This is a genomic window from Frankia sp. AiPa1 (assembly GCF_023243075.1).
In the GTDB taxonomy this organism is placed as follows: domain Bacteria; phylum Actinomycetota; class Actinomycetes; order Frankiales; family Frankiaceae; genus Frankia.
Genome location: NZ_JALKFZ020000140.1, coordinates 25960 through 44777 on the forward strand (window position 1 = coordinate 25960; position 18818 = coordinate 44777).

Genomic DNA, 18818 nt, shown 5'->3' on the forward strand with positions numbered 1-18818 from the left:
CCGTAACCATGTTGGCCCGTGATGACCTATGACGATGTCCTGCAGGTGTCAGATCCAGTCGAGCGGGCCAGGCTCGCGGACCAGCTGATGTGGGCGGACCATCCGCGACGACTTGAGCTACGCACAGTACGCGGCATCGCTCTGCGAGAGGCGCTTGATTCCGGGCTCGATGCGGGGGACATCGCTCGCCGCCTCGTGGTGACGGTGGCGGATCTGAGCTGGATGGCCGCACCAGCATCGCCTGCCGCGGCCTGAGCGGCGGGGAGGTCGGACAACGGCGTCCGTCCCCCCGGTGGGGTTCTGCGTCACGCCACAGCTGGTGGAGCGCACCTTCTCGTCAATTTCGTCCAGTATTTTCGGAACCCGTGCGAGCGTCCTCGGGTACGGCGTGACCGTTCCGCCGGTACCCATGGTGAGAGGTGACGCGGCCCTCTACTGCCCGGGTTCGCCGGTGTAGAAAGATCCTCTCTTGATCTGCGGGTTTGGACTCGGTTGGTTTTCTGGGGCTCTGACCTGCGTCTTTTCGATGCGTGGTGTCCATCCATGGTCGGGTGGGGTGTTGGCCGGCGGAGCCAGGCCGGGCGCACGAGACGCCAACCGCCCGGCTTTCTGACCATGTGCCTATCGCAGGTTTATCTGCCCGTGAGTGTCGAGCAGCGCCGACGTGAGCCTGTGCGCCGCGGCCGTGACCATGTCGCGAGGCGAAGGTCCGGTGGCCGCGAACCATGCCGGGCATCGGCCGGCCGACCAGCCGACCCGGACTGTTACCGGCGCGAGTGGGCTCGTGGGTGGCGGGACCGGAGCCGTGCGTGAGCGTGGGAACCGACCCGCTGGAGACGCCGAGCTGATGATCGGCATGGCGGGATGCGCCTCGCTTGACGCAACCCTGGGATCACGAGACCCGCGGCGGCGAGAACCAGGTCCGATCAGCACCGGGTGACGGCGCAGATGCAGTCCGGGTGTGCCGTTGGTCAGGGGCGGCCGGCTGAACGCCGCGCGAACACGGCTGTGCCGCGCGAACACGACTGTGCCGCTGAACACGGCTGTGCCGGGCCAGGGAGCGGGAGGCCGGCCCGGAGGGAGACGGGCCGGTTCGAGGAACAGGACATCGACCCGGGATGGGCCAGCCGGCCCAAGGAAGACAGGCTGGTCCGGAAAGGGGGGCGCCGGTTTCATGGCCAGGGGATCGTCGGTGTGCCGAGCGGCCTCCGTCAATGCCGGGGTAAGGGTACGGATCGTGGCGGGCCAGGCGGCCGGGACGCCGCGAATGCCGGTCGGATGGCTGGTGTCATCACGGTGGTGGGCAAGCGATGCGGCGACGTCTGCAGAATAGTCCGCATGAATACCGATGTCGAACGTGGGTTCGATCCCGGGTGTTGCGTCGGGTGTCCTCGCGGAAGTGGTCGTCAATGGGAAACGGTGAGTAGGTGGGTGGTCGGGAACTCTGCCCGGCTGAGATCGGTGCCAGCGCCCTCCGGCGGGTGCGGGCGATGACAGTTCGATGCCGGCGCACGGGAGGTTGCTGGGACGGGTATGCTGAGGGTCCTCAGGTCGGCTTCGCCGTGTGGGTGGCGAAGCGGGCCGGGGATTATGGCGGGGATAGAAGTCTTTCTGGTGCTGTTGAGGTGAGTCGTGAGTACAGGTAAGGTTCTTCGGTTCGACCAGATACGTGGTTATGGATTCATTGCGCCCAACGATGGCGGCGACGATATTTTTCTGCATGCAAACGATCTTCTTGTTGAGAAGCATCTCGTGCTGCCGGGTACCCTCATGGAGTTCAAGGTGGAGGAGGGGGAGCGCGGGCTGAAGGCCAGTGCCGCGCGCATTGTGGGCTCCCCGGCCCCGACCCCGGCCCCGTCGGTGACCTCGGTACGGGTGAGTGCGCACGCCGACGACGCTGACGGGCTGTGTGACGTCCTGCCGGTTGCGGAGCTCACCCAGGAGGTGACCGAGACCTTGCTGAGGATCGATCCGGCCCTGACGAGTACACAGATCGTCAGGATCCGTAGCGAGCTCATTCGGATCGCGGAGCGCTACGGCTGGGTCGAGAACTAGGTCTGCGCATCGGAAGAGTTCAGATCTGCGCGGTGCCGTGTAGACAGGTGACCGTCCCACCGCCCACCCAGATGGTGCCCTCGGCATCAACGGAGATGTGGACGCGGCCCGCGCGCTGCAGTGCGGTGCCCTGGCTCGCCACATAGGGCGCCTCGGCGCGTCCGCTGCGCAGCAGCCACTGGGCGACGGCGGCGTTCAGGCTGCCGGTCACCGGGTCCTCCACGGTGGCGCCGCCTTGGGGGAAGAAAGCGCGGATCTCGAAGGCGGTGGCCGAATCCGTAGGCCAGGGCCCGACGACGCCGAGGCTTCGGGTCACGTCGCGTGGCCGCAGGGCGAGCACCGCCTCGGCGCTGTCCAGCAGGATCGCGATCCAGCCTGGGCCGTTGTCGGCCCAGGCAGCGGCGACGATGTCGTCCGTCGAGATTCCCAGCATCGTCGCGATGGCGGGCAGCAGCGCGGGGTCCACCGGGCCCTCCCGGCGTAGCGGCGGCGCCGCGAAGGCGAGTCCGTCCGGGGTGCGCCTCAGGGAGATGAGGCCGGCGTCGCATTCCTGGAGGATCTCTGTCCGAGTGGCCGCGTCCGGCTGGTGTTCGAGCCAGGCATGGCAGCTCCCGAGCGTGGGATGCCCGGCGAAGGGCAGCTCCGTCGACGGTGTGAAGATCCGGATGCGATAGTCCGCCTCCGGTGACCGCGGTGGCAGGACGAACGTGGTTTCCGAGAGGTTGGTCCAGCGGGCGAAGGCCTGCATCGTGGTGGTGTCCAGGCCCGCGGCGTCGAGGACCACGGCGACCGGATTTCCCATCAGCGGCGTTGCGGTGAACACGTCCACCTGGCGAAACGGCCGCCCGAAGGATCGCCCCATCAGAATCGGCACCAGGCTCGCCGGCCGGTCCGCGGGCAGCGGACGGTCGCGGCCGTCGGTACCCGCGGAGGCTGGGCACTGCCCAGCCTGGTCTGGGCGGGCGCCTCGACGAGGCTCACCGCGTGCGTCAAGACCGGCGTCACGACGAGCAGAGTAGCCGGTACGGATCGAATCCCGCCGGTGCCGGGCGAAACTGGCAGGCTGCGACCCGTGCGCCGCCCCGCCCCGCCCCGCGAGGGCGACCCTGCGCTGGTGCCGCGCCGTCGCTCCCTCCTCAGCCCCCTTCCGTCGTCGAGGTGCTGCGGCCCGCTCGCCGGATGGTTCGGTCAACCCGGCGGAGGAATGCGCGTTTGTGATCCGATCATTCGGAGGCTGTGCTACTTTCTATCCGCATCTGCGGACGATATATCGGCCTGCTCTCCGCAGATGCTGATTGGTGGAACAGGCCGGGGCGGCGGGACGAGGGACATCGAGTACGGAGACACCGAGCAGGTCGGTGAGAGAAGGCGGCGCAGTGGCGCCGCATCCGGGGGCAACCACCGCGTCGTGCTGTGGCTCCTGCTGGGCGTCGTTCTGCTGTCGTCCTCGGCGTACGGGGTGCTGCTGCTGCTGGGGCCGTTCGTGAAGACGGTCGGCGGCACCGAACAGACCTATGGCGCCCTGTGCGCGGCCGCGGCGATCCCGACGGCGATCGCCCTGGCACTGCTCCTGCGTTTTCCCCGGACGGTGCCGCCGAATCTGCTGCTCGCCGGGTCCTGCCTGGTGTACACGGCCGCGGCGGTGCTCACGGCCGACGTGCACTCCCAGGGAGCGGTGCTGGTGGTCTCGGCGATCGTGCTCGGTACGGCGTGGGCGGTGACGTACACGGCCGCGCCGATGATTGCCTCCGACCTGTCCGACGACCGCAACCGTGCCACGCTGATCGGTTATGCGACCGGCACCATCCAGGCCGGCTTCGGCATCGGGCCGGTGCTCGGCAACGCGCTGCGCGACGCCGGGATGTCCTACCAGCAGGTCTTCCTGGTCGGCGCGGGTCTGGCGTTCGGTGCGGCGCTGCTGGTGGTGCCGTTGACGGTGCAGCTGCGTCGCCTGCCCTCGCCCGGCGCGTACGGGGGGCGCGCCGACGAGCCCGCCACGCCGGCCGCCGTGCCGGCCCCGAGACCGGCGCGGCCCGCGGCCGCCGAGGAGAGCAGCCTGCGGCGGATGCTGCGCTCGCCGAGCGTCGTGCCGTTGACGATGGTGCTGCTCAGCGCCTGCGTGTTCACCACGATGAACAGCTTCCAGACCACCTTCGCCGACAGCCGGCACCTCGACTTCGACATCTTCTATGTGACGTACACGATTGCCGTCATCGCGGTCCGCCTGGGCCTGGCCCGAATGCTGTCGGACAGCGCCTCCGACCGGGTGGTCGCGGTGACGACCGTCGGCATGACGGCCGCGTCGGTGGCGTTCGTGTTCGTCGGATCGAGCACGGTGCTCTACTGCCTCGCGTCGCTGTTGCTGGGCTGCACGTACGGCCTGGGCCTGCCGGCATTCCAGGCCCGCGCGGTGAACCTGGCCGGCCCGGCGGAGCGGGTTCGGATGCTGCCGATGGCCGGGCTGCTGTTCGAGGTCGCGATTCTCGCTTTCCCGATCGCCGCCGGCGCGGTCGTCGACGCCCACGGCTACCGGGGCCTGTTCGTGCTGCTCATCTGCATCACCGGCGTGGTGACGGCGCTCGGTCAGATCCGGGGCGGGGCCCAGCCGCATGGGACACCGGCGCATGGGACACCGGCGCATGAGACGCCGGCCGCCAGCGGGCGGGCGCAGACGACCGGCAGCCCGGCGGCGGCTGACATCGCGGCCGCCGAGCCTGCTGGGCCCCGGCTGGGATGAGAGGCAGGACAGACGGGTGTACTTCTGCGCGGACTACGCCGAGGCACGGCAACGATTTCTCGAGGCTGCCCGCGAGCGCGGTGCGCAGGTCGAGTCGTTCGTCCTGGACGGCCTGACCGGCCCGGCCGGCGAGGAACTGGGCACCGACGTCGCCAGGATCGGGGCCGAGCGCGGTCCGGCCGTGCTGGTGCTGGTCAGCGGCACGCACGGCACCGAGGGGTTCGCCGGGTCCGCCTGCCAGCTGCGCGTCCTGCGGGAGACGTCCTGGCCCGACCTGCCGATCGTGTTCGTGCACGCGCTGAACCCCTTCGGCTTCGCGCACCACCGCCGGGTCAACGAGGACAACATCGACATCAACCGCAACTTCCTCGACCACGACCAGCTGCCACCCGACCGTGGCTACGGCGAGCTGCACGACTCGCTCCTGCCCGGCGACTGGGAGGGGCCCGCGCACGCCGAGGCCGACGCGGCCCTGTTCGCCCACGCCGACCGGCTCGGCCTGCGGGCGGTGCAGCAGCGCATCACCGGCGGCCAGTACACCCATCCGGGCGGGTTGTTCTACGGTGGCGCGGCGCCCTGCTGGTCGAACCGCACCTGGCGCCGGATCATCCGCCGGTACCTGACCGGCTATGCGCGGGTGGCGTACATCGATCTGCACACCGGCCTCGGCGCGCGTGGCGCCGCCGAACCGATCTTCCGTGGCGGCCCCGACCCGGACGCCCCCCGCCGCGCCCGTGCCTGGTACGGCGAGGCCCTCACCGACTCCGACGAGGGCACCTCCAGCTCGACGCCGATCGGCGGCAACTCCGCCCGCGCCCTCGCCCAGGAACTCGGCGACGGGCAGCCCGGCAGCCCGCAGATCACCGCCATCACCTGCGAGTTCGGCACCCAGGACGGTCTGACGGTGCTGCGCGCCCTGCAGGCCGACAACTGGCTCTGGCAACAGCGCGCACCCGTCGACGACACTGTGCGCGCCCGCATCGCCGGGCTCGTGGGTGACGCCTTCAACCCGGACGACGAAGGATGGCGCACCAACATCCTCGATGGCGGCCTCGCCACCATCACCCGGGCCGCCACCAGCGTGCGCATCCCCCTCGGCGTTGATTCCCTCGACGGCGATGCCGTGATCTGACGACCCATCGCCAGGCGTGGACCGGTCAGGCCGGGACAGACCTGACGAGGTCGTGCTGGGCGCGGGCGACGGCGGGGGCGTTGTCGGCGGCGACGAGCTGGTGTTCGAGGCGTCCGTTCGGGAAAAGCGTCGTCACGAGCCGTAGCTCGGGCAGGTGGCGTAGGCCGCGGTCGCGCAGGTCCTGAACGGCATCGGCCAGGACGAGGTACGTCCCATGTCCGCCGGTCGCCGCCGAGCGGCCACCGCGGGCAGCCGGGGAGACGAGCACGACGTCCGCCCCGAGGGCGGTGAGTTCGTCGAACTGGCCGTGCACGAGCGGCGCGTCACCGGTCCAGACCGTGCCGGTGGCGTGGACGAGGACGGCGGCGTCGCTGGTGGCGACGGCGCCGACCACCGAGTGGACGCGGCCCTCGGGCAGCAGCGACCGGCAGTGGATCTCGACGCGGTGGCGCCGGGCCCAGTCGACCGCGCTGTGGTGCAGGACCTTCGCGCCGTGGCGGGACATCGTCATCATCGTGTCGTATCCGACGCTCGCCAGGGTGCGGGCGTCCGGGACCAGGCGCGGGTCGGCGGTGCAGATGCCCGGGGAGTCGGAGAAGATCTCGCAGGCGGGGGCGCCCAGCGCGATCGCGGCGGCGATCGCGGACAGGTCGGAGCTGTTGCGGCCCAGCATCACCGGGTTGCCGCCGGCGGCCAGGGCCTGCCCGCCGGGGATGACGAGCACCGTCCCGGCGGGCAGGCCGGCGAGATGCCCGGTGAGTACCGAGGCATCGATCGCCCGCAGCTCGGCGCTGTGCGGTTCGCCCGCGCCGAGCAGGCCCGTGTCGGCGGGTCCGAGCGGCACCGTGCGCAGCCCCGCATCGCGCAGGGCCGCCGTCATGACCGCGACGTTGACAGTCTCCCCGGTCATGAGCGCCGCGGCGAGCAGTTCGCGCGGCGGGTCGGGACTGACGGCCCGCACCGCGGCGGACAGCCGATCCGTCTCTCCGGCGACGGCGCTCACGACGATGACGGCGCCAATGCCGGCCGGGCCCCCCGCGCGCAGCCGGTCGGCGACGTAGGCGGCGATGTGGCGGTGCGCGCCCGGCGCGGCGAAGGCCGCTCCGCCGAACTTCAGCACGATCACGTCGGTGCGGCCGGGCCCGCTCGCCGGCCCGCTGGTCAGCGCCACCACGGCAGCCCACTGACGAGCTGGACGATCTCGAGCGCGTTGAGCGCGGCGCCGATGGTCAGGTTGTCGGCGACGACCCACATCCACAGGGCGCACGGGTCATCCGGGTCGTTGCGGATCCGGCCGACGTGGACGAGCCGGCGCTCGGCCGGGTCCGCGCAGACCAGGCGCGGCATCGGGTAGCCGTCGGCGTCGCCGTAGGCGCGCAGGCCCGGGGCGGAGCGCAGGGCGTCGAGGGCGTCGGCAGGGGAGACCGGCGCGCCGAACGTGACATGCACGGCCTCGGAATGGCCGTTGACCACGGCCACCCGCACCGCGGTCGCGGCGACCTTCAGCCCCGGCATGTCCATGATCTTGCGCGGCTCACGGCGCAGCTTGCGTTCCTCGTGGGAGTGGCCTTCGTCGTCGCGCAGGCCGATCTCGGGGATCAGGTTGAAGGCGAGCGGCGGGCCGAACCTGCCGCGGGTGGCGTCCGCCGGGTCGGCGCCGTCGAGGATGCCGCGGGTGGTGTCGGCGAGCTCCTGAAGACCGTGCAGCCCGCCGCCGGACGCCGACTGGTAACTGGAGACGATGACCCGTTCGATCTCGCCCAGCGCGCGCAGCGGATGCAGCGCCCGCACCATCTGGATCGTCGAGCAGTTCGGGTTCGCGACGATGCCGCGGGCGGGCCGGGTGGTCAGGGCCTGCGGGTTGACCTCGGGGACGACGAGCGGTACGTCGTCGTCCATCCGGAACGCCGAGCTGTTGTCGACGACGAGCGCGCCGGCCGCCGCCAACCGGGGGCCGTACTCGGTGCTGATCGGCGCTCCGGCGCTGAACACGGCGACGTCCACCGTGGCCGGGTCGAACTCCTCGAGCGCGACCACCGGCTCGACCTTCAGCGTCAGGCCGAGTTCCTCGCGCAGATCCCGCCCGGCGGAGCCGGCGGACGCGACGGGCACGACCCGATCGATGCCGGGCACCAGGCCCGACTCCAGCAGGGTCAGGCACTCCCGGCCGACCACCCCCGTAGCGCCGACGACGGCGATGTCCACGTGCGATTCCCCCTGATGTTGATGGACTCTGGTGTTGATGGGGCGGGCGGTTGCGCGGAACCGGCCTGGCGTGTTGCCGGCGGTTGCGCGGAACCGTCTCGCGGGTGCTGCGCCCCGGGTCAGGCGGTGGCGGCGGTGTCGGTCCGCACCGACTTCTCGTCGGCGAAGGTGGCGTCGAGGTCGACCCAGCCGCCGTCGACGTAGAGGACCTCGCCGTTGACGTAGCTGGCCGCGTCCGAAGCGAGGAACACCGCGGGGCCGGCGATCTCGGCGGGCTTCGCCCAGCGGCGCAGCGCGACCTTTTCCGAGTACGCGTCCGCCCACGCGGACGAGGAGCGGATCGGCACGGTCAGCGCCGTCTCGACCGGCCCGGGGGCGATCGCGTTGACCCGCACGCCGAGCGGGCCGAGTTCGGCGCCGAGCACCCGCACCATCTGCGCGAGCGCCGCTTTGGTGCCGGCGTAGATGACCTGTCCGGGTTCGACGGCGCGGCTGGAGATCGACGAGATGACGATGATGCTGCCGCTGCCCTGTGCCGCCATGATGCGTCCGGCGCCGCGCAGGACGTTGAAGCTGCCGCGCAGGTTGACGTCGGTGACGGCGGTGTACTCGTCGTCGGTGTAGTCGATCAGCGGCTTGCGGATGTTGATGCCGGGAGTGCCGACGGCGATGTCGAGCTGGCCGCGCTCCTGCGCGACCCTGGTGAGCAGCCCGTCGACGTCGGCGGAGAGCCGCACGTCCAGGGTGGTGGCCTTCGCGGTGCCGCCGGCGGCGACGATCGACGCGACAGTCTCCTCGACCCCGGCGGTGTCGATGTCGCCGCACTCGACGGCGGCGCCCTGGGCGGCCAGGGCGATCGCGATCGCGCGGCCGATACCGGATGCGGCGCCGACGACGGCCGCGACTCGGCTGGTCAGACTTGGGCCTGTTGGGTCCGGCACCTGTGCTCCTGTGTCTTCGGGCCCCCGCCGGCTTGGGCGACGGCGCGGATCAGGTGGTTCATACGAGGTGGATGAGAAGCAAGTAGCAAAAGGCGGGTGAAAAAAATGAAGAATGGACGGTGGTGGGAAACAGGAATGTCGTGGGAAACAAGAACGAGGAGACAGTGGTCTACCCGCGGGCGGCGGAGGACCGGGCTGGCTTCCGGGTACGGCGGGTGAAGTTCGCCATGATCGCGTCGACGGTTTCCTCGGGGATGCGCACCATGCACAGGATGCGGTCACCCGGCTCGGCGTGCCGCTCGAAATGCGCGTTGACCTCAGCGTCATCCCCCTGTGGACGGACGCGGTAAAGGTCGCGGGGCACGCCGATGCCGGCGATGCCGCCGCTTGCCGGGTCGAAGGGTGCCCCCGGCGCCAGCGCGGCCGCGATCTCACCAGCCAGCGCCACGACCTGCGCGTCGGGATCACCCGAGGCGGTGCCGATCGCCGGGTACATGGCCGCGCCGGGTAGCCGGCCATAGGCACGCATCGCGCAGTAGGCGACCGGGTTGTAGGTGCGCAGCGCCGCCAGGTAGGGAAATCCGCCGGTGGCGGCGACTTCTTCAAGCAGCGCCAGCCAGCTGGTCGCGAACGCCTGGCCGCCGCGCAGCTCGGCGGCCACGAACTGGATGCCGATGTGCAGAAACGGCCGGCCGGAGGCGGTCGTGGCCCAGCTCGCGCCGAGCGCCGACACGGGGGTCCCGCTGGCCCGTTCGACGCCGACGACGAGGTGCTGCGACTCGCGCAGCAGGCCGGGCCGGATGTCGAACAGGGCGTTCATCCGCAGGTCGGGTAGGGCGGAGGCGAGCCCGGTGCGCAGCCAGCGGTCCTCGGCGGGACTCAGCGGGCACTCGTCGCGGGCGAAGCGGACGATGGTGTGCGCCGCCGCCGCCAGCTCCGGATCCGCGGATCCACCCGGGCCGCGTACGTCACTCGCGCTTCGCGCGCCACCTCCAGCGGCCGGACCGTCGCCGTTGCTGGGTGGTGCGCCCCCGGCAGGCCCGTCCGTACGGGGCGGGACGGGCGGGGACGTCGGTAATCCGGACACGAGATGCCGACCGGGCGCGGCGGTCAGGCGAACCGGCCGGTGAGGGTGCCGGCCGACTCGAACGTGCTCTTCGCCGGGGCGACCACGGCCTGGTAGAGCTCGAGGAAGTAGGCCACCCACAGGTTCGCCACGATCTTGATGTGATCGAGCACCTTCGCCTCGTCCTCTGGGGAGGACACCAACGAGGTCAGCACACCCCAGACGAAGTCGGCGTGCTCGTCGTCGATGTCGGTGCCGACGTGCCGCCGGGCGCCGGCGACCTTCTCCCGGCCGAGCTTCTCCTCGAGGTTCTTCACCCAGGAGGGCTGCGTCTCGGTGGTCGTGTACTCGACGAAATAGACGCTGCACAGCAGGGCCAGCGGGGTGCCCTCGAACTCCATGCCGTACTGCAGGTAGCCGGTGAGCAGCTTTGTGGCCTGGAACGGCTCGGTGGCATAGATCTCCTCCTTGGTGACACCGACCCGGCCCAGGTCGCCGGCGAACCACTCGTCGTGGAGCATCTCGTCCTCGACGTAGTGGGCCCAGGCGGCGCCGCGAACCGGGTCCCGCTTGGTGAAGTAGCCGATGGCCAGCGCGTCGATGGTGCGCTTGCGGCGCAGCCGCAGGATCGTCTCGATGTTGTGGCGCTTGTAGTACTCCAGGTTGAGTTCCTCGCCGCGGGCCTGGTGGTCCGCGTACGGGATCTCGGCGTAGAACTTGGCGATCATGGCGTCAAGCAGGTCGTTGACCTGCTTGCGCAGCGCGCCTAGATCGGCCGTGCGGGCGGCGGCGGCCTTGCGCGGGTCTCCGTACCAGCTACGTGGGTCGTCGGTCATCGAGGGCTCCTTCCGCGGTGGCGGTGACGGGTGAGCGATCACAGGTGCAGCGGGGCGGGTGCTGCGGGCCTCAGCAGGGGAAGCGGATTCAGCAGCCGCAACTCGGGGTGCGGCGCCGGTTGAGCCGACGGGCGGGTCCCGGCTCGGGGGTGACCGCGCAGACGGGGGCGTCCGGACCGGCGATCCGCGCGTCGGTGGCCGGATTGGTGATGACCGTGTCGGCACAGGTGAAGGTGAGGGCGTATCGGGTCGTCGGGGTCAGTCCGAACCCGAGGTGGACGATGCCGTCGGAGCCGCCGAACATCTCGTTGAGCCCGCAGTTGCCGGCCTGCTGGACGAGCTCGGGGTTCAGACCGATACCGAACTCCCACACGACCCGGTAGGACTCGTCGGCGGCGTAGAGCTTGCCGAGGGTGTCGACGGCACGCTGACCGGCGGGGTCGATGGCGCGCACGCCGGTGACCATGCCGTCGGCGAGGTCGAGCACGATTGTCGCGTCGCGCAGGACGTCGAGGTCGGTGAACAGCTCCGCCTGCTCGTCGAGCACGGCCGGGTCGTCGCCGCGGTGCACGATGGGCGCGCCGCGCAGGGCGATGCTGCCCTCGAGCGCGAGCCGGCTGGACGTGTCGAACCGGTAGAGCCCGGTGGGGGCGGCGCTGGCCTCGCCGGACGGCGCGATCTGCTGCTCACCCGGGCCGAGCAGCCCGGCCTGCTGGTTCCACTCGTAGTCGCCGGAGACGCGCAGGCGGGCCGAGGCGTGGCCGGCGTGGTCGGCCAGGAGCACCTCGTCCGCGTCGCCCAGGGCTTCGAACAGCCGGTCGGCGCGGGCCTCGAGCGCGACGCTGTCGGTGCGCTGGACGACGTCGAGGAAGTACGCGACGTGCGCGTCGGTCACCGGCGTCGAGCCGCAGGGCATCACCGCGAGCCGCCTGGACCCGATCTCGTCGGGCTCCGGGGAGACCAGGAACCGGTCGGGGCAGACGACGAACACATCGGCGTCGGTCGGCACCCCGGCGCCGCGCAGGGCGTCGGCGAGGCTCTGCACGGCCTCGACCGTGCGGTGCACGACCTCGCGGTAGCGCTCGCTTGCGGCCAGGCTGAAGTCGGTGGCCCGGTCGGCCTGGGTGAGCAGGCAGAAGGTGCTGTGGGGGCCGGGAAACTCCCGATGGGAGTCGGGACGCACGACGAACTGTGCCATGGGAACCACCAGGATGCGCGACGCGACGGAAACGGGATCATGAGGTGACGGGCGGCTGTGCGCATGGCGTGACGACCGGGTGGAACTCAGGCGGAGCTCAGTGCGAAGCCCTGCGCGGGAACTCAGCGTGAGAGCTCATGACACGTCCAGAGTCGGGGTGGGCCAGCCCGGTCCAGCTGACCCACCCCTTCTCCGCGGCATCAGCCGAGGAGGGTGCCCAGGTAGCGGTCGTTCTTCTTCACCTGGATCTTCTTCTGCGCGACCTTCTCCACAGTGATCACCTCCTTCCGTCAATCCACGGTAGTGCGGTGAGAGACGAGGAAAGCCCCGCCCCAACCCGGTCAGGTGGCCAGACCAACCGGACTTCTGGGGGGCACTGCCGACGTCGGGTCGGTCGGCGTGCCCAGCATGACGTCGCCCTTGTCGTTCCGGACGACGGTCCCCGGAGAAATGATGTCGAGGTGGTACTGCGTGAACGGCGTGAGCCCGATGCCCCAGTGGAGGCAGCCCTGATTTCCGCCGTAGACCTCGTTCATCGCGTGGTTTCCGGGAAGAATGTTGAGAGTGGTGTTCAGCGCGTGGCCGATCTCCCAGACCAGCCGGTAGCGGGAGTCTACCGCGAAGAGCGCCTCGAACATCTCTATAATAGCATTCCCGCCCGGGTCGGGGGAAGACGTCGCGGTGATGAATCCGTTTTCCACGTGGGCGACGACGGCGTACTCGTTCATCGGCCAGAACTTGCCGTGAATACGCTCCTGGTCGCGCCGGGAGAACGACGGGGTGCCCGAGTGAAGAATGGGGTATCCCTGGAAGACGATATCACCGTCGAGCGGCAGGTGCAGGTAATCCTCGAAAGAGCGGATCTCGATCGGCAGCACACTGATCTCGCCGGCTGGAACAATCTGCTGCTCACCCCAGCCGACCAGGCCCGCCTGCTGGTTCCAGACCAGCTCGACATCGAACAGGCGCAACGTGGCGACCGTGCCGTACCGGTCGTCCCGGTACTCCAGGCACTCGCCGCGCTCGGCGAGCTCGAAGAACCGGTCGGAGAAGTCCTCCTGGGCCTGCGGATCCGTCGCCTCGACGCAGGTCAGGAAGTGGCGCAGGGTCTCGAGGTCGGTCGGCGTGGAGTTGCAGGCCATCCCGAGCAGCTTGCGTCGCGGGCCGAGCACGTCGACTGGCGGTGACTGGAAGAACGCGTCGGGCGACATGACCAGCACATGTGCCTGCTCGGGGACGTCCTCACGCATGAGCCGGGCGAACTCGTCCTCGCCACCGCGGAAATCGATGATGCGGTAGTCGTCGTACGCAGAATCCCGGACCAGGCGAATACTGTCCATCAGGCTGGCATTGGTCACGAGACAGAAGGCCGTGCCCGTCGGATCGCCGAACTGGCGTATCCGGGACGGATCGACGACGATCTCGGACGAGGTCATCTCTTCTCCTCCTTCTCACTCGCCCAGGCCGGGCCGGCGGACATCGGACAGCCACAGCTGACGGCGGGCGTGGCCGAGCGCGCCAGGCCACACGCGGGAGTGCGCTTCACGACGAACCGAGTGGACCAGGTGCGCTTTCGGATCCGTGCGGGTGGGATCGCGGGGAGGCCGACCGGAAACTCCGTCGGCGGCGGACACCCCGAGCTGTCGCTGTGAGGAGCCCCTAGGGTACGGGCGCTCGGCAGTCGCATTGATCCGTGAACCGGGACGGACCTTGTAAAACGAAACTATAACCGGGGCGGGGCGATGGTGGAAGGTTTTTCGCGAGTTCGCGGGAGGTTACTTTGCGATGACCGGGGTGAACTGTTGGTTGCGGCGATTGGTCGGACGGTGCATTGGTGCGCCGATCGCAATGCGGTCAGGCCGGGGGGCAAAGCCAGGCCGGGGGCCAAGGCAGGCCGGAGACCAATGCGGGACCGGGGTCATTGCCCCGTCAGGGTCATTGCCAGACCAAGGTCAATGCCGGCCCAAGGCCGGTGTCCCGGTCGCGGCGGCATTATCCGGTGACGGACATTGGCGCACCAGGCACCAGGCACCAGGCACCAGGCACCAGGGACGTGGGACGTGGGACCAGGACCACCGGCGGACGGCGACATTCGAGGAGCGGGCGGATGCTCGTGGCTGTGCCCACGAACGGTGGATGACCGCGACGGCGGGGGCAGGGCCGCCGCTTTCTCCCCGCTCCCGCCGGGAGGCGGTCGGGAGCGGTCCGTGGCCTGGGCCCTGTGTCGACCACAGGCCCGCGTCGACCAGCGCGCCAGTCGAGCAGGGCGCCAGTCGACCAGGGCGCCGCTCGATCTCAGCGTCCGCTCCGGGGGGGCGGGGCGGTGGGCGCCGGGCCGGCCTGGGCGATGCCGGACGGGGCAGTGCCGGACGGGGCGATGCCGGACGGGCCGGGGATGGGCACGCAGGTACGGATCTCCGCCCGGCCGTGTCCGGGCGGCAGGCTGACGCCCGTGACGTGCACCGGCACGCCGTACAGGTCACTGAGCCGTTCGCCGGTGACGACGTCGTCGGGATGCCCGTCGGCGATCACCGCGCCGGCGCGCATCAGCACCGCCCGGTTCGAGTAGGTCAGGGCGTGCGAGGGCTGGTGGGTGGTCATGATGATGCAGTGCCCCTCCCGGGCCAGTTCCGCGACGACCAGCAGGGTGCGGACCTCGTTGCCGTAGTCCAGGGCGGCGGTGGGTTCGTCGAGGATCAGGATCCCCGCCTGCTGCACCAGCGCCCGGGCAAGCAGCACGAGCTGGCGTTCGCCGCCGGAGAGCGCGGCGAAGGACCGCTCGGCCAGGTGCGCGATGCCGAGCCGATCGAGCTGCTCGAGTGCACCGCGCCGGTCGGTGGCATTCGGCGCCTCGAGCAGACCGAGGTGGGGAGTGCGGCCCATGACGGCGATGTCGAGCGCGGTGAACGGGAACGGCGACGAGGTCGACTGCGGCACGTAGGCGACCCGGCGGGCAAGTTCTCGCGGGGTGAGATCGGTGAGATCCCGTCCGGCGAGCCGCACGGTGCCGCCATGCGGGCGTAGCAGTCCGAGCAGACAGCGCAGCAGTGTCGTCTTGCCGGCGCCGTTCGGTCCGAGCAGACAGCAGACCTCCGCGGCGTGCACCGTCAGGGAGACGTCGACGATCCGGTGGCCGTTGCGGCCGTACCCGAACGACAGGCCGCTGACCTCGACCTGTGGTGTGTCGGTGGACGAGGCGGCCGGGAGCCCCGGGGCAGACTGGTCCGGGTGGGTCTCGCCGTTTCCGTTCTCGCTGGTCCGGGTCCTGCCAGTCAGAGCCATTGGCGTCCCGCCTTCGCGAGTAGACCGACGAAGAACGGCGCGCCGATGAGCGCGGTGAGGATGCCCAACGGCAGGTCGAGCGAGGTGGCGGTGCGTGCGACGTCGTCGACGGCGAGCAGGTAGGCCGCCCCGATGAGGGCCGCCACCGGCAGGAGACGGTTGAACGACGGGCCGACGATGAAGCGGGCCAGATGCGGGACGACGAGCCCGACCCAGCCGATGATGCCGGCGACGCTGACCGCGGTCGCGGTCATCAGCGTGGACGCGCCGATCGTCAGCGCCCAGATCCGCGCCCGGTTGACGCCGAGGGAGCGGGCCTCGTCGTCCCCGGTGGCGAGCACGGTGAGCTGCCAGCGCACCGCGTACAGGATGCACAGGCAGACCCCGACTATGATCGCGGGCACGATCAGCCCGTGCATGCTGGCCCGGGCCAGGCTGCCGAACAGCCAGAAAGTGATCTCCGGCAGGGTGGTCTCCGGATTGGCGAAGTACTGCACGCTGGAGATCAGCGCGTTGAACATCGCGCCGATGATGATGCCGCCGAGCACCAGGATGATCAGTGAGCCGCGCCCCACGAACCGGGCGATGGCCATCGAGAGCGCCGCGGCGGAGAGCCCACAGCCGAACGAGACGATCTGCAGCAAAGTCGTGTCGAGGCCGATGAGGATGGACACGGAGGCACCGAACCCGGCGCCGGCGGCCACGCCCAGGATCTCCGGGGAGACCAGCGGGTTGCGGAACATGGTCTGGTATGCGGCCCCGGAGGACGCCAGCGCCGCGCCGACGAGCAGCGCGGCGAGGATGCGCGGCATCCGGATGTCCATGACGACCGCCCGGTCCTGCCCGCCGACCGCGTCGCCGATGCCGAACAGCTCGTGGCCGAGCACCCGCAGGACGGTCCACGGGCTCAGGGCGAACCGTCCGAGCCCGAACGAGATCACCACCAACACGAGGAGAACCACCCCGAGGGTGACGACGCGCAGGTGGTCGCCAAGGGTCAGGCGGAGCCTGGCGGTGGCCCGGCCGCCTCGTCCCTTCGGCGCGCCGGTCGACGGGGTGGCAGCGGAGGCGATGGTGGCCTGGCCACCATCGCCGGATCCGCCCTCACCGGGCCTGGTGGCGGGTACCGGGGCCGCGTCGTGGTCGGCGTCCGAGGGCGGTGCGGGGCGGCTCACCGGATCACCCGGTGGACGGACGGCTGGGCGAGCAGCGGCACGACCTTGCCGGCGAACATGCGCACGGTGCTCTGCTGCATGGCCAGGGACGCGGTACCGCTGAACGACGGGCGCAGGTTCACCCGCACCACGCCGAGGTCGTCGCGCAGGGCCGCCATGCGACGGGCGACGCTGGTCGGGCCGCCCACGACGGCGGTGTCGTCCTGGAAGCGGGCCGGATCGAAGTCGCTGTCCCCGGCGATCTGGTGGCCGTGCTCGTCCCCGCCGAGGGCGGCCAGGCGCCGGGTCAGGCGCACGACGATCGGGGTGGCGCGTTCCCGAGCCGCTTCGTCGTTCTCGGCGACCAGGCAGAACCGCTCGACCCGGACATCGGCGGCCTGCCCGCCGTTCGCGGTGTAGAGCGCGACGCAGGCGGCGACCGACTCCGTGGTCGTCACCGCGGGCAGCAGCAGTCGGTGACCATGACTGGCCGCCCAGACGATGGACTCCTGCGAACGGGGGGCGACCTCGATCGGCGGGTGCGGCTGCTGCAACGGGCTGGGGCCGACGCGGTACTGCGCGCCGCCCGCCGGGCGGGTCCGGCCGCGCCAGTAGCCGATCAGGGTGTCGAGGGCGTCGGGCAGTTCGCTTGGTGCCGGGCCGTCACCCTGATAGGCCGCCGCGTAGCTGGCGACGGGCCAGCCGACACCGACGATGACCCGCCCACCGCTGAGGTGGTCGAGGGTGGCGAGGTCGGCGGCGAGCCGGATCGGGTCGTGAAGTGGCAGGTGCAGGGCGGTGAAGCCGAGACCGATCCGCCCGGTGGCGGTCGCGACCGCCGCGGCCAGCGGGAGAGGCGACGGGCGTGATGTCACCGACCGGGAACCGACCGTACCGAGATGTCCGTCGGTGAACCAGAGACTGTCGTATCCGAGGGTCTCGGCGACCCGGGCGAGTTCCACCGTCGAGGTGGACCCGTCACCCCCGAGATCGCCGCGCCCGCCGGGCAGGCCGAATCGCATGAGCATGGTTGTGTCACTGCGCCGGAGGCGCGGCCCTTCCCGTCCGAAGCTGCTTACCACGACGTTGGTTGCCACGACGTTGGTTACTTGGTGCCGACCTGAAGGATCTGGTCGAGGTCGGCGTCGGTCACCTGGTAGTCGAAGAACTTCTGGTAGAAGGAGCGCGTCTCGGCACGGATGTCGAGGTCCTTGAACAGGTCGGGATGCAGCGTCTTGGCGATCCACTGGATCTGCAGTGCCTCCTCGGGACCGAACCGGTCCCAGGGGTAGAGGCCCTGCGGGTTGAGGTACACCCGGTTCGTCTGCACGGCCTTGAGGCTCTTCCATCCGGGGGCCTTCTCGAACGCGCTGATGACCGACTGGGCGGTGTTCGCCGCGAGGCCCTGGTCACCGCCGGGGGTCTCGACCACCAGGACGTCGGGATTCCACCGCAGCAGCTGCTCGAGGGTGACGGTGACGTGGGTGCCCTTGACGCCGCTCGCCGAGTCGGTGCCCCCACCGAGCTTGATCCAGGCGTCGATCAGCGACGTTCCACCGTCGACGACCAGCGGCGGATAGCTGGCGATGTGCACGACGCTGGGCGCCTGGTCGGCCGGCAGGTTCGCCAGCCGCGACCGCACCAGCTTCAGCTTCGCGTTGACGTAGTCGGCGTAGGCCTTGGCCTTGGCCGGGGCGGTGCCGCCGTACATCTTGCCGGACAGCTCGATGGACGGGACCAGTTCCGCGAAGGTGTTGTAGGCCGTGTTGACCGCGGGAATGCCGGCCTGCCTGAAGGGTGTGAGGGTGTCGCCGCCGCTGCTGGTGGACACGAGGTCCGGCTTCAGCTTGAGCAGCTCCTCCATGTTCACCTTGCCGCCGTTACGGAACAGCTCGGGCAGGTCGTTGATCCTGGGGAAGACCGTGCGCAGGAACGGGAGGGTCTTGACGTTCTGCGGGATGGCCACCAGCCTGTCGCCGGCGCCGAGCATGATGTCGGTGACGGTGTGGGCGGGGAACTGCTCCGCGATCCGGTCGACCTTCAGCGGGACGGTCGCCTTCTCACCGCTCATTCCGGTGACAACCTGCGTCGTGGGCGTTGCCGGTGCCGCTGGTGCCGCCGTGGACGACCCGGAGGAGCCGCAGCCGGCGGCCAGCGCCGCAATGCCTGCCGCCGCACCCAGGGCCAGCAGGCGCGTGCGCATCAGCCGGGT

The 18818-nt window shown here is 70.5% G+C and carries 16 protein-coding genes; 4 read left to right on the top strand and 12 right to left on the bottom strand.

Annotation, left to right across the window (positions count from 1 at the left end; translation table 11 throughout):
* The first annotated feature begins 21 nt into the window (after window positions 1-21).
* Window positions 22-255: a hypothetical protein gene (locus MXD95_RS14590; protein ID WP_250641158.1), complete on the top strand. Its 234-nt coding sequence runs from the start codon at window positions 22-24 to the stop codon at window positions 253-255.
* Window positions 256-1632: 1377 nt separating this feature from the next.
* The gene (locus MXD95_RS14595; RefSeq protein ID WP_250641159.1) at window positions 1633-2055 is read left to right on the top strand and encodes a cold-shock protein; all 423 of its coding nucleotides are present in this window, start codon (window positions 1633-1635) and stop codon (window positions 2053-2055) included.
* 19 nt (window positions 2056-2074) lie between these two features.
* Here the strand turns inward: MXD95_RS14595 and MXD95_RS14600 are convergent, their stop codons facing one another.
* Complete coding sequence (locus MXD95_RS14600; RefSeq protein ID WP_250641160.1) at window positions 2075-2917, bottom strand: PhzF family protein; 843 nt, start codon at window positions 2915-2917, stop codon at window positions 2075-2077.
* A 426-nt stretch (window positions 2918-3343) separates the two neighbouring features.
* Between MXD95_RS14600 and MXD95_RS14605 the strand changes: the two genes are divergently transcribed.
* On the top strand, window positions 3344-4792 hold the full coding sequence (locus MXD95_RS14605) for an MFS transporter (protein WP_250641161.1): 1449 nt from the start codon (window positions 3344-3346) through the stop codon (window positions 4790-4792).
* Between the two features lie 16 nt (window positions 4793-4808).
* A complete protein-coding gene (locus tag MXD95_RS14610) occupies window positions 4809-5924 on the top strand; it encodes a M14 family metallopeptidase (protein WP_250641162.1) in 1116 nt (371 codons plus the stop codon).
* Window positions 5925-5949: 25 nt separating this feature from the next.
* On the opposite strand, the gene MXD95_RS14615 is transcribed toward MXD95_RS14610, so the two are convergent.
* The 11 genes from MXD95_RS14615 to MXD95_RS14665 all read right to left on the bottom strand — a co-directional run bounded on the left by MXD95_RS14615 (window position 5950) and on the right by MXD95_RS14665 (window position 18809).
* Window positions 5950-7095, bottom strand: a complete 1146-nt coding sequence (locus tag MXD95_RS14615; RefSeq protein ID WP_250641163.1) for an amino acid kinase family protein — start codon at window positions 7093-7095, stop codon at window positions 5950-5952.
* Window positions 7086-8129 (bottom strand): aspartate-semialdehyde dehydrogenase, encoded by a 1044-nt coding sequence (locus MXD95_RS14620; protein WP_250641164.1) that lies wholly within the window; start codon window positions 8127-8129, stop codon window positions 7086-7088. The genes MXD95_RS14615 and MXD95_RS14620 overlap by 10 nt, the downstream gene beginning before the upstream one ends.
* Before the next feature lie 119 nt (window positions 8130-8248).
* Window positions 8249-9070 carry an SDR family NAD(P)-dependent oxidoreductase gene (locus tag MXD95_RS14625; protein ID WP_250641165.1) on the bottom strand — a complete coding sequence of 274 codons (822 nt, stop codon included), beginning with the start codon at window positions 9068-9070 and terminating at the stop codon, window positions 8249-8251.
* Between the two features lie 169 nt (window positions 9071-9239).
* A complete protein-coding gene (locus MXD95_RS14630; RefSeq protein WP_250641166.1) occupies window positions 9240-10157 on the bottom strand; it encodes a hypothetical protein in 918 nt (305 codons plus the stop codon).
* A 23-nt stretch (window positions 10158-10180) separates the two neighbouring features.
* On the bottom strand, window positions 10181-10972 hold the full coding sequence (locus MXD95_RS14635; RefSeq protein WP_250641167.1) for an iron-containing redox enzyme family protein: 792 nt from the start codon (window positions 10970-10972) through the stop codon (window positions 10181-10183).
* 88 nt (window positions 10973-11060) lie between these two features.
* A complete protein-coding gene (locus MXD95_RS14640; RefSeq protein ID WP_250641168.1) occupies window positions 11061-12170 on the bottom strand; it encodes a hypothetical protein in 1110 nt (369 codons plus the stop codon).
* 341 nt (window positions 12171-12511) lie between these two features.
* Window positions 12512-13606: a hypothetical protein gene (locus MXD95_RS14645; protein WP_250641169.1), complete on the bottom strand. Its 1095-nt coding sequence runs from the start codon at window positions 13604-13606 to the stop codon at window positions 12512-12514.
* An 859-nt stretch (window positions 13607-14465) separates the two neighbouring features.
* Window positions 14466-15452: an ABC transporter ATP-binding protein gene (locus MXD95_RS14650; protein ID WP_250641170.1), complete on the bottom strand. Its 987-nt coding sequence runs from the start codon at window positions 15450-15452 to the stop codon at window positions 14466-14468.
* Window positions 15443-16627 (bottom strand): FecCD family ABC transporter permease, encoded by a 1185-nt coding sequence (locus MXD95_RS14655; protein WP_250641171.1) that lies wholly within the window; start codon window positions 16625-16627, stop codon window positions 15443-15445. Before MXD95_RS14655 ends, MXD95_RS14650 begins: the two co-directional genes overlap by 10 nt.
* Window positions 16624-17634, bottom strand: coding sequence for an LLM class flavin-dependent oxidoreductase (locus tag MXD95_RS14660; RefSeq protein ID WP_250641172.1), 1011 nt, complete (start codon window positions 17632-17634; stop codon window positions 16624-16626). Before MXD95_RS14660 ends, MXD95_RS14655 begins: the two co-directional genes overlap by 4 nt.
* A 77-nt stretch (window positions 17635-17711) precedes the next feature.
* Complete coding sequence (locus MXD95_RS14665; RefSeq protein WP_250641173.1) at window positions 17712-18809, bottom strand: ABC transporter substrate-binding protein; 1098 nt, start codon at window positions 18807-18809, stop codon at window positions 17712-17714.
* Window positions 18810-18818 lie beyond the last annotated feature (9 nt).